A 16897-nucleotide genomic window follows, 5' to 3' on the forward strand; every position below is an offset into this window, starting at 1 on the left:
GGTCGCCCCGGTCGATCGGGTAACCGACGCTGGGCCGATCAGAATTGTCGGAGGTACGTCTTAGGCTGTGCGGGACAACCCACAGCGTCGTGGGTGAGGGGAGAACTGACCGATGAACCGGCCCACGGCAACGGTGCGCACTGCGGTCGCCGAGCCAACGATCGAGGACGACGAGTTAACGCAGCCAGTGCCCAACGCTGAGCACCTCGTCGCCGAGGCGGTGGTCCTGGCCGCCGCGCAGGACACCGATCCCGCCCTGGTCGCGAACTACTGGCGCCTCGTCCCCGACGAGGAGCTGGCCAGCTGCCAGGTGTCGAAGATGGTCGCGGCCACCAGGTCGCACCTCGAGCTCGCCCAGCAGCGGGTCCCGGGGGAGCTGAAGCTCCGCATCGGGCTCAGTGTGACCGGCGGCACATCGCTGGAGATCGTCACCGACGACATGCCGTTCCTGGTCGACTCCGTCACCAGCGCCCTGTCGTCCCGCAACCTCGACGTCAACCTGCTCGTCCACCCGCTCGTCGTGGTGCGCCGCCAGCCGCTGGGCGCCCTGCAGGAGGTCCGGGTCGGGCTGGAGCCCGAGGACGCCGACCCCGGCGACATCGTCGAGAGCTGGATCCGCATCGAGATCGACCGGATCCGCGACGAGGACGACGTCGAGACCGTCCGCACCGACATCGCCCGCGTGCTCAACGACGTGCGTGAGGCGGTCGAGGACTGGCAGAAGATGCGCACCCAGGCGCTCACCCTCGCCGACGAGCTCGGCAGCGCGCAGCTGCCGGTGCCCGACAAGGACATCACCGACTCCGTCGAGCTGCTGCGCTGGCTCGCCGACGACCACTTCACGTTCCTGGGCTTCCGGCAATACAAGCTGGCCAAGGGCGAAAACGGCGAGGACCTGCTGCAGGCGGTCCTCGGCACCGGCCTGGGCATCCTGCGCGCCGACCAGCCGCACCCGCGGGTGCTGAGCTCGATGACCGCCGAGGCCTACGCCAAGGCGCTGGAGAAGCGCCTGCTGATCATCACCAAGGCCAACTCCAGGGCGACCGTGCACCGCTCGGCGTATCTGGACTACATCGGCTTCAAGCTGTTCGACGCCGACGGCAACGTGACCGGCGAGAAGCGCTTCCTGGGGCTGTTCTCCTCCGCGGCCTATCGCACCAGCGTGCGGGACCTGCCGGTGGTCAAGCGCAAGGTCGCCGAGGTGGTGGAGCGCTCGGGGCTGTCCCCGCGCAGCCACTCCGGCAAGGACCTGATGGAGACCCTCGAGACCTATCCGCGCGACGAGCTGTTCCAGATCACCACCGACGAGCTCTTCCGCTCCGCGATGAGCGTCCTGCGCCTGGCCGGGCGGCGGCAGCTGCGGCTGTTCCTGCGCCGCGACGCCTACGGCCGCTTCATCTCCTGCCTGGTCTATCTGCCCCGGGACCGCTTCACCACCGCCAACCGGCTGCGCATCCAGCAGATCCTGCTCGCCGAGCTCAACGGCGTCGGCGTCGACTACACCACCCGCGTCAGCGAGTCCAAGTTCGCCCGGGTGCACTTCATCGTGCGCACCGAGCCCGGCAACCCGCCCGGCGACGTCGACGTCGACGACCTGACCGAGCGGCTCGCCGAGGCCACCCGCCTGTGGGACGACGACTTCCGGCTCGTGCTGGAGCGCAAGCTCGACGACGAGCACCAGGCGAAGGAGCTCTACCAGCGCTACGGCGCGGCGATCTCGGAGACCTACAAGGACGAGCACACGCCCTATGAGGCGGTGAAGGACGTCGCGAAGCTGGAGCTGCTCGACGAGCCGGGCCAGCTCGTCATGCACGTCTACCGGCGCCGCCAGGACGAGTCGGACATCCGGTTCAAGGTGTATCGCTACGGCGAGCCGATGATCCTGTCCGCGGTGCTGCCGGTGCTGCACTCCCTCGGCGTGCGGGTCACCGACGAGCGGCCGTATGAGATGCACCGCGCCGACGGCACCATCTACCTCTACGACTTCGGCCTCCAGCTGCCCGCGGACTCGCGGGCGATCGCCGAGGTCCGCCCCCACCTGGAGAACGCGTTCTCCGCCACCTGGCGGGGCGAGGCGGAGGTCGACGGGTTCAACACCCTCGTGCTCAAGGCCGGCCTCACCTGGCGCGAGGTGGTCGTGCTCCGGGCCTACGCGAAGTATCTGCGCCAGGCCGGCACCGTCTTCTCCCAGGACTACATGGAGTCGACGCTGCTGCAGTATCCGGCGATCGCCTCCAAGCTCGTGGCGCTGTTCGCCGCCCGCTTCGACCCGCGGCTGCAGCTGTCCGAGGAGAGCCGCGCCGTGCAGTCCAAGGAGCTGGTCACGGCGATCCACGCCGACCTCGACGAGGTGACCAGCCTCGACCAGGACCGGATCCTGCGCTCGTTCCTGACCCTGATCCAGGCGACGCTGCGCACCTCGTTCTTCCAGCGCGGCGAGGCCGGGCGCCCGAAGTCCTACACGGCCTTCAAGCTCGACCCGCAGTCGATCCCGGACCTGCCCGCGCCGCGGCCGAAGTTCGAGATCTTCGTCTACTCGCCCAGGTTCGAAGGTGTCCACCTGCGCTTCGGCGCGGTCGCCCGGGGCGGCCTGCGCTGGTCCGACCGGCGCGAGGACTTCCGCACCGAGATCCTCGGCCTGGTCAAGGCCCAGATGGTCAAAAACGCGGTCATCGTGCCGACCGGCGCCAAGGGCGGGTTCGTCCTCAAGCAGGTCCCGGGCGACCGCGACGAGGCCGTCGCCTGCTACCAGCTGTTCATCTCGGCCCTGCTCGACGTGACCGACAACCTCGACGGCGGCAAGGTCGTCGCCCCCGCCGACGTGGTCCGGCACGACCCCGACGACCCGTATCTCGTCGTCGCCGCAGACAAGGGCACCGCCACGTTCTCCGACATCGCCAACGAGATCTCCGTGCGCTACGGGTTCTGGCTCGGCGACGCGTTCGCCTCCGGCGGCTCCGCCGGCTATGACCACAAGAAGATGGGCATCACCGCCAAGGGCGCCTGGGAGTCGGTCAAGCGGCACTTCCGCGAGCTCGGCGTCGACACCCAGACCGCCGACTTCACCGTCGTCGGCGTCGGTGACATGTCCGGCGACGTCTTCGGCAACGGGATGCTGCTCTCCCGGCACATCCGGCTGGTCGCGGCCTTCGACCACCGGCACATCTTCATCGACCCGGACCCCGACGCCGCGACGTCGTTCCAGGAGCGGCAGCGGCTGTTCGACCTGCCGCGCTCGTCCTGGGACGACTACGACAGGTCGATCATCTCCGCCGGCGGCGGGGTCTACCCGCGCTCCGCGAAGGCGATCCCCCTCACCGCGGAGGCCAAGGCGGCGCTGGGCATCCCGTCCTCGCTGACCTCGCTGACGCCCAACGAGCTGATGCACGCCATCCTCGCCGCCCCCGTCGACCTGTTCTGGAACGGCGGCATCGGCACCTACGTCAAGGCCACCAGCGAGTCGCACGCCGACGTCGGCGACAAGGCCAACGACTACCTGCGGGTCAACGGCCGGGAGCTGCGCGCCAAGGTCGTCGGCGAGGGCGGCAACCTCGGCCTGACCCAGCACGGCCGGATCGAGTTCGCCCTCGGCGGCGGCCGCATCGCGACCGACTTCATCGACAACTCCGCCGGCGTCGACTGCTCCGACCACGAGGTCAACATCAAGATCCTGCTCGACCGGGCCGTCGCGGCCGGCATGCTGGAGCAGGCGGACCGCAACCCGCTGCTGGCCCAGATGACCGACGAGGTCGGCGAGCTGGTCCTGCGCGACAACTACGACCAGGCCACCGCGCTGGGCAACGCCCGCGCCCAGTCCCGGTCGCTGCTGCCGGTGCACAAGCGGCTCATCGCCGACCTGGAGCGCCGCGGCCAGCTCGACCGGGCCCTGGAAGGGCTGCCGACCGACGAGGAGCTCGACGCGCGGGCCGCGGCCGGCGTCGGCCTCACCTCGCCCGAGTTCGCCGTCATGCTGTCCTACGTCAAGATCGTCCTCGAGCACGAGATCCTCGACTCCGGCCTGCCGGACGAGGAGTGGACCAACGAGGTCCTCGTGGAGTATTTCCCGACCCCGCTGCGCGAGCGCTTCGCCGAGTCGATGGCGGAGCACCCGCTGCGCCGCGAGATCGTCACCACCGCCGTCGTCAACGAGGCGGTCAACCGGGGCGGCACGTCGTTCTTCCACCGCGCCTCCGAAGAGACCGGCGCAGGCTCGGCCGACGTGCTGCGCGCCTCCGTCGTCATCCGCGAGGTCTACGGGCTGAACGCGCTGCGCTCCGCCGTCGAAGACCTCGACAACCAGATCCCGACCGAGTCGCAGACCGAGGTCTACCTGGAGATCCGCCGCCTGCTCGACCGCGCGGTGCGCTGGCTGGTCTCCAACCGGCGCCTCCCGATCGACGTCCCCGGCGAGATCGCCCGGCTGCGCCCCGGCATCTCCCGGCTGCTCGGCGAGCTCGACAGCCTCTTCCGGGGCAGGGAGCGCGACGTCCTGACGGACAACACCGCCCGCCTGCGCGACCTCGGCGTGCCGGACGACCTGGCCGAGCTCACCACCCGCATCATGTATGGCTTCGGCCTGCTCGACATCGTCGAGGTCGCCTCCCAGACCGGCCGCGACGTCAACGAGGTCGCCACGGTCTACTACGTGCTCTCGGAGCGCTTCCGGGTCGACAACCTGCTGTCGAAGATCTCCGACCTGCCCCGCGAGGACCGCTGGCAGACCCTGGCCCGCATGGCGCTGCGCTACGACCTGTACGCCGCGCTGGCCGCCCTGACCGCCGAAGTCCTCAACGGCACCGCCCCCTCCGACGACGCCGAAGCCCGGGTCGACGAATGGGAGCAGAGCAACGCCACGTCGATCGCCCGCACCCGCAACGCCATCGGCGAGTTCGGCGAGTCCCCCGGCGACCTCGCCGCCCTCTCCGTCCTCCTCCGCCAGATCCGCACCCTGGTCCGCGCCTCCGCCGCCTGACAGTCCCTCATGATCCGGAAGACCTTGTGTACCCATGGGTGCACAAGGTCTTCCGGATTATGGGGAGCGTTGTCCACAGGCTGAAAGCCGAGCTTCCTGACGGACCGGGCGCCGACCAGGCTGGGCGGATGCCTGACGCGCTCCTGAAGGTGCAGGACGGTGTCGTGACCCGGCGGCAGGCGCTCGCGGCGGGGGTGAGCCTCGGCGCGATCCGGTCGCACGTCGAGGCGGGGCGCTGGGTGGCGATGCACGACGGGGTGTTCCGGACCTACACGGGCGAGCCGAGCCGGCGCACGTTGTTCTGGGCCGCGCTGCTCCGGGCGGGACCGGGCGTTCGCCACCGTCGTCGAGCTCGCCGGGCGGGCCTGCCACCCCGAGGAGCGGCGCCGGGACGATCAGCGGCGGGACAACGCGACCGCCATCGACGGACAGCGAACGCTCCGTTACGGCTGGGGCGACGTCGCGACACCCTGCGCCACGGCGATCCAGGTCGCCCGGACCCTCCGCGCCGGCGGCTGGAGGGGACGGCCGCAACCGTGCCGTCGCCCGGACTGCCCGATCCGTCGCTCGACGCGCCGCCGCACTCCCGATTTCCCGTGATCCGGAAGGCCTTGTGCACCCATAGGTGCCCAAACTCTTCCGGATCATGGGGAAAGGTCAGGCGGCGAGGCCGAGGGTTTCGGCGGCGGCGCGGCCGTTGGCGTGGCTGGCGCCCCAGGTGGTGATGAAGGCGCGGGCGTTCGCCGGGCGCCAGGAGGACGGCCAGCCCATTTCGACCACGGTGACCGGGTGGGTGGCGGCCAGGGTGTCGACCAGGGTGCGGGCGCCCGGCAGGCGGTGCACGTTGCGGCCCACGACGACGATCGGGCGGGTGCCGGCCAGGGTGCGCAGCTCCTCCGGGGCGGTGCGGTCGGCCACGACGCGGACCTGCTCGGTGCCGTTGACGTGCGGGCCGAGGCCCCACGGCACGCGGCCGGCGGCGATCGACGACTCCGACTCCAGCTGCACGATCAGCGGGGCGGAGACGCGGTCCACCGAGCCCTCGATGCGCACGGCGCTGAGCGCGGCCGGGTACCCGAGGCCGGGCTCCTCCCGGTCGGTGCGGTCGCCCTGGCGGGTCCAGTCGGACAGGGCCTGGACGCGGGCGACGGCCTCCTCCAGGCGGGCGAGCGGCAGGCGGCCGTCCTGGACGGCGGTGACGATCTCGTCGACGCACGCGAGGGTCAGCGCGTGGTCGACCTCGGCGCCGATGCAGAGCAGGTCGGCGCCCGCGGCGAGGGCGAGGACGGCGCCGGCCTGGGTGCTGCCGGCGTAGCGGGCCGCGCCGAGCATCTCCAGGGCGTCGGTGACGACGACGCCGGCGAAGCCGAGCTCGGTGCGCAGCAGGTCGACGAGGACGGCGCGGCTGAAGGTGGCCGGGGCGTCGCCGGTCAGCGCGGGCACGCGGATGTGCGCGCTCATGATCGACTTGGTGCCGGCCTCGACGGCGGCGATGAACGGGGGCAGCTCGCGGCCGCGCAGCTCGTCGAGGGAGATGTCGACGGTGGGCAGCTCGAGGTGCGAGTCGGCGAGGGTGGCGCCGTGCCCGGGGAAGTGCTTGGCGCAGGCGGCCACGCGGGCGCTCTGCAGGCCGAGCACGGCGGCGGCGGTGTGCGCGGCGACGAGGTGCGGGTCGGCGCCGAAGCTGCGGGTGCCGATGATCGGGTTGTCGTCGGCGGTGTTGACGTCGACCGTGGGGGCCAGGTTGAGGTTCAGCCCCAGCTGGTCCAGTTCCGCCCCGATCGTCCGGTACACCCTGCGCGTGATCGCCGGGTCGCCGAGCGCGCCGAGCGCGGCGTTGCCCGGATACGGGCTGCCGAGGCGGTGCGCCAGGCGGGTGACGTCGCCGCCCTCCTCGTCGATGGCGATGAGCACGCCGTCGCGGGCGGAGTGCAGCTGGCCGGTGAGCGCGGCGACCTGGTCGCGGTCCACGATGTTGTACCCGAACAGCAGATGCCCGGCCATGCCCTCGCCGAGCAGGTCGACGGCCCAGCTCGGGGCCTGGGCGCCCGGGAACGCGCCGAGCAGCGTGCCCAGCGCCAGCCGGCGGAGTCCTGGATCGTTCGCCACGGTGTTGTCCCCCTTCGCGCGGACCAGTGCGGAACACTCGTCTGATGCGCTATCCACGATCGTAAGAGCATCTTGACCGGATGTGCGTAGGCCGTGTGGGTAGTGTGACCGTACGCTTTCCGGTATAGGTTGCCCGAGGCAATCTAATAGGAAAGTTTCTTAAATACTAGGGGTGTTCGTCACCATGAGTTCTGCTCGTCTTCCAGGCACCCCCCGCCTGCTGCGTGCCCTGAACGACCGCGCCGCCCTGGAGCTGCTGCTGAGCAAGGGGCCACTGACCCGGGCGCAGCTCGGCGAGCTGACCGGGCTGTCCAAGGTAACCGCGTCGCAGCTGGTCGAGCGCCTGGAGGAGCGCGGGCTCGTCGCCCGCGTCGGCGAGCAGGCCGGCGGCCGGGGACCCAACGCACAGATGTACGCCGTGGTCCCCGCGACCGCGTACGTCGTCGGTGTCGACGCCGGACCGCAGCACGTCGTGGCGGGCGTGGCGGACATCACGGGCAAAATCGTCGGCCGCACCGACGTCTCCATCGGCGAGGGGGACGACCCGGTCAAGGTCGTCCACGCCGCCGTGGTCGAGGCCGCCGGTGAGGCCGGGGCCCCGATCGACCGCATCCGCAGGATCGTGCTCGGCACGCCGGGCCTGGTCGACCCGAAGAGCGGCGAGATCACGTTCGCCTGGGACCTGCCCCGCTGGCACCGGGGGCTGCTCACGGCGCTGCGCGAGGACCTCGGCCGGCCCGTCGCGTTCGAGAACGACGTGAACCTCGCGGCCATCGCCGAGCAGCACAGCGGCGCCGCGCTCGGGGCGAAGGACTTCGTGCTCGTGTGGCTGGACCGCGGCGTCGGCACCGCCGTCGTGCTGGGCGGCCGGCTGCACCGTGGCAGCGTCGGCGCGGCCGGTGAGATCGGCTACCTGCCCGTCGCCGGCACGCAGGTGAGCCGCGACGCGACCCGCCGGGCGAAGAGCGGCTTCCGCATGCTCACCGACGCCGCGGCGGTGAAGACGGTCGCCAAGTCCCACGGGTTCAAGGCCGCCGGTGCGGGTGACGCGATCAGGGCCGCCATCGCCGCCGGTACCGCCGGCAGCCCGTTCCTCGACGAGCTGGCCCGGCGGATCTCGCTCGGCGTGGCGTCGGTGGGCCTGGTGCTCGACCCCGAGCTGGTGGTCCTCGCCGGTGAGATCGGTCAGGCCGGGGGTGCGGACCTCGCGCAGCGGGTGCAGCACGAGGTCGCCGCGATCGCCGTGGTGTCGCCGCGGGTCGTCGCCACCGAGGTGAAGAGCGAGCCCGTCCTCAACGGCGCCATCCTCACCGGCCTCGACGCCGTCCGCGAAGAGGTCTTCGGCGACACGGCCTGACCGGTGACACGGCCTGACCGGCGAGACCGCCGGCCGCCCGCACGACGCGAGGCGGTCCGGCGGGAGGCCGCTGGGACGCTCGGGGCGACGCCGTTCAGCGGCATCGCCCCTCGGGAGCCGTCAGTTGGTGTCGCGGCGGCGCATCGAGGCGAAGGCGCCGGCCAGCACGACCGCCACGACCAGGCCGATGACCAGGCCCGCCTGCTGCCAGCTGCCCTGGAAGGTCTCCGTGGGCGCGACGCAGCCGGTCTCCGTGCAGTACCCGGACGTGCCCTGGAACGTGTAGGACTTGTTCATCCACGCGGACACGTAGCTGGACAGCCGGTACTTCTCCGAGTAGTCGGTGCCGCCGATCAGCCCGAAGATGATGATCGCGCCGAGCTCGTAGATCACCAGGTACGCGATGCCGACGCCGAGCGCCGTCGACGTGTGCCGCCCGATCGAGGAGATCGCGAAGCCCAGCGCCGTGCCGGCCATCGTCAGCAGGATCACCCGGACGCCGGTGATCAGCAGCGAGGACCAGTCGGCCAGCCCCATCGAGCTGACCGTGTCGTTGCCCGCGGCCACGGCGACGAACGCGCCCGTCCACACCGCGAGGTACACCACGGACACCAGCGCCATCCCGGCGCACGCGGCGATCAGCTTGCTGGCCAGGACCGCGCCGCGGCGGGGGGCCCAGAGCAGCAGGTTGAGCATGCCGCCGGAGCTCCACTCCACGCCCACGAACGACGCGCCGAGCACGAACCCTGCCACCGTCAGCACGATGGCCGCGGTCGTGAACAGCTCCGGCCACTGGCGGCTGAACGAGAAGCCGTAGTCGAGCATCGAGTCCGCGGTCGGCCGCGGCCCGTAGTCGCAGTTGCGGGGGAACTTGATGCCGGCCGGACCGGTCCGCACCCCGCTCTGCACGTCCTCACAGAGGGCCACGTTCTCGTCGTAGATCGCCGCGGCGGACGCGGCCCGGTCGGTCGCGGTGCGGTACTCCTCCGGCGTCGGGCTGCTGCGGGTGAGCGAGAACCCGAAGGTCAGGAACGCGAGCAGCGTCGCGATGAGCACGAGGGTCACCAGCGTGACCCGGCGGCTGAACAGCCGGGCCCACTCGGCCCGCAGCAGCTGGCTCATGCCGCCACCTCCGCTGCGCTCCGGCGTCGGCCTGAGCTATTGCTGTCACATGATGAGCGGCCCAAGACGCTCCGCTGGCCGCTCATGCCGCCACCTCCGCTGCGCTCCGGCGTCGGCCTGAGCCATTGCTGTCACATGATGAGCGGCCCAAGACGCTCCGCTGGCCGCTCATGCCTGCCGTCCGTTCTCGATGATCTGCCCGGTGACGTCGATCGGGACCTCCGGGACTGGACGGCCGTCGTCCGGCCAGTCGGAGTTGTCGACGGGGCGGAACTGGCCGCGGCGCGGGCCGCCGCCGGTCAGCGTGAGGAACGCGTCCTCCAGCTGCTGGACCGGGGCCAGCTCGCGGACCCACAGGTCGTTGACGCCGAGCGCCCGCGAGATCCAGGCCGGGTCGGCGAGGTCGTGCACGATGATCTGGTCGCCGGAGACGGTGACCTGCGCGCCGGCGTCGGCGAGGATCTGCGCGGCCGTGGGCACGTCGTCGACCCGGACCCGGTAGGTGCCGCGGTCGTTGGCGGCGAGCACCTCCGACACGGGCCCGGCGGCGACCCGGCGGCCGCGGGAGATGATCGTGACCGAGTCGCAGATCTGCTGGATCTCGGCGAGGATGTGGCTGGAGATGACCACGGTCGTGCCGCGGTCGGCCTGCTCGCGCAGCAGGTCACGCATCTCCCGGATGCCGGCGGGGTCGAGGCCGTTGCTCGGCTCGTCGAGGATCAGCAGCTCGGGGTCCTTCAGCAGGGCCGAGGCCACCGCGAGGCGCTGCTTCATGCCCAGCGAGTAGGACTTGACGGGGTCCTCGGCGCGGTTGGCGAGACCGACCTGGTCCAGGACGATGTCGACGCGCTGCCGCGGCACGCCACCCGCCTTCGCCAGCAGGCTCAGCGTCTTGTGGCCGGTGAAGTTGCCGAAGAAGGCCGGCGCCTCGACGATCGCGCCCACCCGTCCGACCACCTGCGGCAGCATCCTGGGGACCGTCTGGCCGAGGATGCGCATGTGGCCGGACTCGGCCCGCAGCAGCCCGAGCAGCGTCTTGAGCGTGGTGCTCTTGCCGGAGCCGTTGGGTCCGAGGAATCCATGGATCTGGCCCTGGTGGACCTCCATGTCCAGGTGGTCCAGCGCGACCCGGGGCTTGCCGAACAGCGTCTGGTAGGTCTTCACCAGACCGGCGATTTCCAGTACGGCACTCATCCCCGCGCACGATACGGCTTTCGTGCCGTGCATGGGGGGCCGGGCCTTTTGCGGTTGGCGGGCGTGGTTGGATTGGGCCGTGTCTGATGACCTTGTCATCGCGGTCGACAAAGCCACGGTGACCCGCAACCGCTCCGACCTCATCCGGTCGGTGAGCTGGCAGGTCGAGCTCGACGAGCGCTGGGTGGTGCTCGGCCCCAACGGCGCCGGCAAGACCACCCTGCTGAATCTCGCCGGGGCCAGGCTGTATCCGACCCGCGGCACGGTGACCGTCCTGGGGGAGAAGCTCGGCCGCACCAACATCAACGAGCTGAAGACCCGGCTCGGGTTCTCCTCCGCCGGGCTGCAGCTGCCGCCCGACGAGACCGTCCGTGACGTCGTCGTCACCGCCTCGTGGGCGGTCGTCGGGCGCTTCACCGAGCGGTACGACCGCATGGACGAGGCCCGGGCGCAGGCGCTGCTGGAGCAGTTCGGCGTCGGCGCGCTCGCCGACCGGCTCTACGGCACGCTGTCGGAGGGGGAGCGCAAGCGGGTCCAGATCGCCCGGTCGCTCATGGTCGACCCGGAGCTGCTGCTGCTCGACGAGCCGACGGCGGGCCTGGACCTCGGCGCCCGCGAGGACCTCGTGCGGCGGCTGTCGGAGCTGGCCGCGGACCCGGACTCGCCGGCGATCGTGCTGGTCACGCACCACGTCGAGGAGATCCCGCCGGAGTTCACGCACGCGCTGCTGATGCGCGACGGCGGCGTCGTGGCGCAGGGCCTGCTGCGCGACACGGTGACGGCGGAGAATCTCTCCGCGGCGTTCGGGCTGCCGCTGCGACTGTCGATCGTGGACGGTCGGTACCACGCACAGGCGGTCTAGCTTCGATATATTTAGACGGTGGCCGATCCCATCGTCGACCCCGACCCCGACCCCGACCCCGACCCCGGTCCCGCTCCCGTCCCCGACCCCGACCCCCCACCGGTCCGCCGCACCAGGGTCGCGCGGCTGGTCGCGTGGATCGTGGTGCTCGTCGCCGTCATCGTCGTGGCGGTCGTCGTGGTCATCGACGTCGGCCCGCCGTCCGAGGCGGACCTGCGGCAGCGCGCGATCGGCGGGCGCGGCGAGCTGCTGATCGGGGTCAAGGACGACACCCCGGGCGTGAGCCTGCGCGACAGGACGACCGGCGAGTACGCCGGGTTCGACATCGACATCGCCTACCTCATCGCCGGCGACCTCGGGTTCCGCCCCGACCAGGTCCGCTTCCTGTCGATCGAGACCGAGGACCGGGCCAGGATGCAGGCCCGCTCGGGCGACGGCAGGTTCGTCACCGTCGACCTGGTCGTGGCCAGCTTCAGCATCACCAAGGAGCGGGCCGAGCAGCCGGGGGTGCGCTTCGCCGGGCCGTACCTGAGCACCCAGCAGTCGGTGGTCACGCTCAAGGCGCACAAACCGGTCAGCAGCCTGGAGGACCTGCGTGGCGAGCGGGTCTGCACCCTGGCCACATCGACGTCCAGCGAGGTCGCGAGAAACGCCGGCGTGACCCTGTCCGGCAAGAACGAGATCAGCGCCTGCGTCGCCGGGCTGAAGGCGGGGGAGTTCGACGCCGTCACCACCGACGCGGCGATCCTGGCCGGGTTCGTCGCCGAGGACGGCGGCCAGACCCTCACGCACCACGACGTCGGGCTCACCGGCGACGAGCGGTGGGGCGTCAACTGCGGCGACAACGAGGCGCTGCAGACGCTGGTGAACCTGTACCTGTACCGGTCCGCCCACGACCCCACCGACCGCCGGTGGGAGCAGGCGTACGACAGGTACCTGCGCAGCGAGCAGAAGTTCAGCCCCAACCAGCAGGTGGCGATCGACCACCAGCCCGAGCTGCCGAAGGTGGACGTCCGCCAGTGGCCGTGGGAGAGGTAGGCGACCGGCAGTGGCTGCTGCCGTTGCTGCCCGCGTTCCCGATCGTCCTGCTGGTGCTGCGGCTGTGGTACCTGAGCCGGCAGAACGTCCAGACGATGCTGCTGTTCGTGCAGTACGTGAGCCCGCTGGGGCTGCTCAGCACGCTGGTCATCGCGCTGCTGTGGGTGTTCCCGGCGACGCTGCTGCTGACCCGGGTCCTCGGCGCGCTGCTGGAGCTCAGCGACCCCGCCGCGGCGGCGACGTCGCGGCTGGCCGCGGCCGCCCGGCGGATCCCCGACTGGGTGGTCGTCGTCGCGCTGGTGATCGGCGCGCTCACCTGGCAGCTGCGGTTCCTGCCGCTGCTGGTCATGGTCGCCCTGTCGATCCTGGGCCTGGTCGTGCGGCAGCGGGCCGGCGCCGCGGCGGGTCCCGCGGTGGCCGCGACCGGGGTGGTGCTGCCGTTCGCGGCGGCGGTGCTGCTGTACGCGTTCCTCGGCCCGGCGATCGTCTCGGCGCTGCGGGAGGGCGAGCCGGTCACGTTCGTGCTGCTGGCGCTGCCGCCGCTGGTGACGCCGCTGCTGACGGGCCCGGTGCCGGCGTGGGCGGCCAGGCCGGTGACGCACTGGCCGGCGGTGGTCGCGGCGTTCGCGGCGCCGTTCCTCGTCGGTGTCGTGTTCCTGCGCGCCCCGATCCTGCCGACCGTCGCCGTCGACACCGACGACGGCCTGCTGGTCGGCTCGGTGATCACCGTCGACGACCGGATGACGACGCTGCTGGACACCGGCGGCACCGTCCGGTTCGTGCTCAACGAGCGGATCCAGGCGAAGGTCCTCTGCGACACGCTGGAGCGCCCGCCGGCCAGCAGGGTCGACGCGCACGGCTGGTCGGTCGAGCAGACCGCCCTGACCTGGATCGCGCCGACCCGCAGGCCCGCCCCGGTCGACCCCCGCTGCGAGGGCCGTCGCTAGGCGAAGTCGGGCTTGCGCTTCTCGACGAACGCCGCCATGCCCTCGGCCTTGTCGGCGGTGCCGAACAGCGCCGCGAAGAGCTCGCTCTCCAACGCCAGGCCGGAGGCCAGATCCATGTCCAGGCCGCGGTCGACGGCGAGCTTCGCGGCGCGCAGCGCGAGTGCCGGGCCGTGGACGAACGGCGCGACCATCGCCTTCGCCGCGGCGTACACCTCGGCGGCCGGGACGACCTTGTCGACCAGGCCGATGGCGAGCGCCTCCGGCGCCTTCACGAAGCGACCGGTCATGATCAGGTCCTTGGCGCGGGCCGGGCCGAGCAGCCGCGCCAGGCGCTGCGTGCCGCCGGCGCCGGGGATGACGCCGAGAGTGATCTCCGGCTGGCCCAGGGTCGCGTCCTCGGCGGCGACGCGCCAGTCGGCGGTCAGGGCGAGCTCGCAGCCGCCGCCCAGCGCATACCCGTTGACGGCGGCCACGACCGGCTTCGGGATCCGCGCGACGGCGTCGAAGGCCGCGGTGAGCACAGGGCCCCTGGCGGCCATCTCGGAGTAGCCCATCCCGGCCATCTCCTTGATGTCGACGCCGGCCGCGAAGACCTTCTCTCCCCCGTACAGGATGACGGCCCGCACTTCGGGGTCGCTCGTCGCGGCCGCGGCGGCCTCGCGCAGCTCCTCCTGGATCCGGATGTTCAGCGCGTTGACCGGCGGCCGCTCCAGCCGGATCGTGCCGATACCATCTTCGATCTCCAGCCGGACCAGCCTGCTGTCGCCCACTGTGTCTCCTCAACGTCGTTGTCGTTGCCCGCAGCGTATTCCGGCGTACCGTCAGATGTGCCATGGCGACCACCTTCTACCGCGACCACGAGGTGCACATCAGCTCCGACGGTGTGCAGGTCCATGCCGCGTGGTATCCGCTGGAGACGTTGAACTACATCTGGCACCAGCGATCGGGGCGGCTGGCGCAGGGGGTGTACATGCTGGCGACCAGGGGCGGCGCGGTGGTGCTGATCATCGGCCTGCTGATCGCCGCCGGGACGGCCGCGCGGCGGATCGACTTCAACGGGCCGGACTCCACGATGTACATCGCGGGCGGCATCCTGGGGATCATCGTCATCGGCGGGATCGTGGCGTTCAGCGTCGAAGGGCTGCTCGACCTGCTCGACCGGGCGCACGACCACGGCCGGGGCGTGCACGAGATCTGGGTCCGCACCCGGTCCGGCGAGTCGATGATCTACTCGACCACGGACGCGCCGAAATTCGGGCAGATCTATCGGGCGCTGCAGCGGGCGGTCGAGCAGTCCGCGTAACCCTTAGGATTCCGGGCATGGTGGCCCTGGGCGTGGACTTCGGCACGTCGCACACCGTCGCCGTGGCCCGCTGGCCCGACGGCCGGGCCCGCCCGCTGCTCTTCGACGGCACGCCGCTGCTGCCGTCCGCGACGTTCTGGGAGGACGGCGAGCTCGTCGTCGGCCGCGACGCGCTGCACAGCGCCCGCCGTGCCCCGGCGAGCTTCGAGCCCAACCCGAAGCGCCGCATCGACGACGGTCACGTGCTGCTCGGCGAGCGCGAGGTGCCCGTCCACGACCTGCTCGTCGCCGTCTTCCAGCGGGTGCGCGCCGAGTTCACCCGCACCGCCGGCGGACCGCCCGCGTCGGTCACCGTCACCCACCCCGCCAACTGGGCGTCCACCCGGCGCAAGGCGCTGTCCGCCGCGGTGCGCGCGGCGCAGCTGCCGGAGGCGACGCTCGTCCCCGAGCCGGTCGCGGCGGCGACCTACTTCGTGCGGGTCCTGCGCCACATGGTCCCCGTCGGCTCGGCCGTGGTGGTCTACGACCTGGGCGCCGGCACCTTCGACGGCAGCGTCGTCGCCCGCACCGCCGAGGGCTTCGAGGTCCTCGCCGTCGACGGGCGGGACGACCTCGGCGGCCTCGACTTCGACGAGGTGGTCCTGGCGATGATCGGCCGCACCCTGCCGCCGGATCGCTGGCAGCGGCTGATCACCCCCGGGACGGTCGAGGAGGCACGGGCCGCGCGGACGCTGCGCGAGGAGGTCCGCGAGGCGAAGGAGCGGCTGTCGCGCACCTCGTCGGTCACGGTCCTGGTCCCGCTGCTCGACGTCGACGTGCAGCTCACCCGCGAGGAGTTCGACGCGGCGGCGCGCCCCCTCGTCGAGCGGTCCGTCCGGGTGCTGACCGAGACCGTCCGGCTGTCGCGGGTCACGCCCGAGCGGGTCGCGGGGATCTTCCTGGTCGGCGGCGCGAGCCAGATCCCACTGGTCGCCACCGAGCTGCACCGCGCGTTCGGCAGGCCGCCGGTGACGATCGAGCAGCCGGAGATGGTGGTCGCCGAGGGCAGCGTCCTGGTCGGCGCACGGGTCGACAAGCCCAAGGCCCTGCCGGCGCCCGCTTCCGCCGGCACTCCGCGTGGACGACCAGAGCCCGCCGCGGCCGCACCCGCGCTGCCCGTCGTGCCGGCCGGAACGCCGGTGGCCTCCGTCGTGGCGCCCGTCTCGCCGCTCTCCCCGGTGACGCCGCCCGGGTCGCCCCTCGCGCCGCCCCGGTCATCTGTCGCGCCACCCGTCACGCCGCCCGGGTCGCCGGTCGCGCCGCCGGTGTCGCCCGCGGCCGGGATGCCCGGTGTCGCGCCGGTGTCGGGTGGGCAGGCGCCGGTCTCGCCCGGTGCCGTGCCGTTCAGCCCGGCGCCGGTCGTACCCCGGATGCCGCCGCGGCAGGCGTATCCACCGCCGCGGCCCGTCTACTACCAGCCGCCCCCGCCGCAGGTGGTCTACGTCCCGCAGTACGTCATGCCACCCGTGCCGCCGCCGCAGCGCAGGATCGCGCCCGGGGCGATCCGCTGGCCCGCGGGCTTCCTGACCCTGTACGGCGTGCTGATGTACATCTCCACCGCCCTGGTCGTGCTGATCCTGGTCGTGTACCAGGCGTCCGACTCGCAGGAGCTGACCGGGCAGGGCCTGCAGGTCTTCGTGTACTCCGGGCTGGGCTCGCTCGCGTTCGCGATCCTGTACACGCACGGCGCGCGGCGGCTGCGCAGGGGCAGCAACGGCCACCTGTGGTATCCGATCGCGCTGTGTGCCCTGCTCGCCGGGGGTGGCGCGTACACGGCCGCGGAGTCGGGGCAGCCGGCGTGGCTGGCGGTCACCGGGGCGTATCTGGGATCGGCGCTGCTGCTCCTGCTGCCCAGCGCGCGGGACTGGGTCCGCCCGCTGCGGCCGTCGTCTCCCGCGCCCGCGGCCGGGAGCACCGAGGCGTAATTTTCGTCGCATCCGGCGCCTAGACTTCG

11 protein-coding genes are annotated in these 16897 nt (G+C 71.9%); 7 read left to right on the forward strand and 4 right to left on the reverse strand.

Features of this window, described 5'->3' with window-relative positions; all coding sequences use genetic code 11:
* Nucleotides 1-112: 112 nt before the first annotated feature.
* The gene (locus ACZ6TV_RS03945; RefSeq protein ID WP_465295108.1) at nt 113-4972 is read left to right on the forward strand and encodes an NAD-glutamate dehydrogenase; all 4860 of its coding nucleotides are present in this window, start codon (nt 113-115) and stop codon (nt 4970-4972) included.
* 657 nt (nt 4973-5629) lie between these two features.
* On the opposite strand, the gene ACZ6TV_RS03950 is transcribed toward ACZ6TV_RS03945, so the two are convergent.
* Nucleotides 5630-7081 (reverse strand): glycoside hydrolase family 3 protein, encoded by a 1452-nt coding sequence (locus tag ACZ6TV_RS03950; protein ID WP_465295110.1) that lies wholly within the window; start codon nt 7079-7081, stop codon nt 5630-5632.
* A gap of 184 nt (nt 7082-7265) precedes the next feature.
* Here ACZ6TV_RS03950 and ACZ6TV_RS03955 point away from each other — a divergent pair, with 184 nt between their 5' ends.
* The gene (locus ACZ6TV_RS03955) at nt 7266-8438 is read left to right on the forward strand and encodes an ROK family transcriptional regulator (RefSeq protein WP_465295112.1); all 1173 of its coding nucleotides are present in this window, start codon (nt 7266-7268) and stop codon (nt 8436-8438) included.
* 120 nt (nt 8439-8558) lie between these two features.
* On the opposite strand, the gene ACZ6TV_RS03960 is transcribed toward ACZ6TV_RS03955, so the two are convergent.
* Together ACZ6TV_RS03960 and ACZ6TV_RS03965 are read right to left on the reverse strand one after the other, a co-directional pair.
* Nucleotides 8559-9560, reverse strand: coding sequence for an ABC transporter permease subunit (locus tag ACZ6TV_RS03960; protein ID WP_465295114.1), 1002 nt, complete (start codon nt 9558-9560; stop codon nt 8559-8561).
* A gap of 168 nt (nt 9561-9728) precedes the next feature.
* Nucleotides 9729-10754 (reverse strand): ABC transporter ATP-binding protein, encoded by a 1026-nt coding sequence (locus tag ACZ6TV_RS03965; RefSeq protein ID WP_465295116.1) that lies wholly within the window; start codon nt 10752-10754, stop codon nt 9729-9731.
* A gap of 31 nt (nt 10755-10785) precedes the next feature.
* On the opposite strand from ACZ6TV_RS03965, the gene ACZ6TV_RS03970 reads away from it, so the two are divergent.
* The 3 genes from ACZ6TV_RS03970 to ACZ6TV_RS03980 are packed head-to-tail and all read left to right on the forward strand — an operon-like array spanning nt 10786 to nt 13601.
* Nucleotides 10786-11616, forward strand: coding sequence for an ABC transporter ATP-binding protein (locus ACZ6TV_RS03970; protein WP_465295118.1), 831 nt, complete (start codon nt 10786-10788; stop codon nt 11614-11616).
* A gap of 18 nt (nt 11617-11634) precedes the next feature.
* Nucleotides 11635-12654 (forward strand): transporter substrate-binding domain-containing protein, encoded by a 1020-nt coding sequence (locus tag ACZ6TV_RS03975; RefSeq protein ID WP_465295120.1) that lies wholly within the window; start codon nt 11635-11637, stop codon nt 12652-12654.
* The gene (locus tag ACZ6TV_RS03980; RefSeq protein ID WP_465295122.1) at nt 12636-13601 is read left to right on the forward strand and encodes a hypothetical protein; all 966 of its coding nucleotides are present in this window, start codon (nt 12636-12638) and stop codon (nt 13599-13601) included. Before ACZ6TV_RS03975 ends, ACZ6TV_RS03980 begins: the two co-directional genes overlap by 19 nt.
* On the opposite strand, the gene ACZ6TV_RS03985 is transcribed toward ACZ6TV_RS03980, so the two are convergent.
* Nucleotides 13598-14371, reverse strand: coding sequence for an enoyl-CoA hydratase/isomerase family protein (locus tag ACZ6TV_RS03985; RefSeq protein WP_465295124.1), 774 nt, complete (start codon nt 14369-14371; stop codon nt 13598-13600). The genes ACZ6TV_RS03980 and ACZ6TV_RS03985 overlap by 4 nt on opposite strands.
* A 62-nt stretch (nt 14372-14433) precedes the next feature.
* Here ACZ6TV_RS03985 and ACZ6TV_RS03990 point away from each other — a divergent pair, with 62 nt between their 5' ends.
* Both ACZ6TV_RS03990 and ACZ6TV_RS03995 read left to right on the forward strand, forming a co-directional pair.
* On the forward strand, nt 14434-14904 hold the full coding sequence (locus ACZ6TV_RS03990; protein ID WP_465295126.1) for a DUF6232 family protein: 471 nt from the start codon (nt 14434-14436) through the stop codon (nt 14902-14904).
* A gap of 17 nt (nt 14905-14921) precedes the next feature.
* The gene (locus ACZ6TV_RS03995; protein ID WP_465295128.1) at nt 14922-16868 is read left to right on the forward strand and encodes an Hsp70 family protein; all 1947 of its coding nucleotides are present in this window, start codon (nt 14922-14924) and stop codon (nt 16866-16868) included.
* The last annotated feature ends 29 nt before the right edge of the window (nt 16869-16897 follow it).

Source organism: Dactylosporangium sp. NPDC051087, from assembly GCF_055586325.1.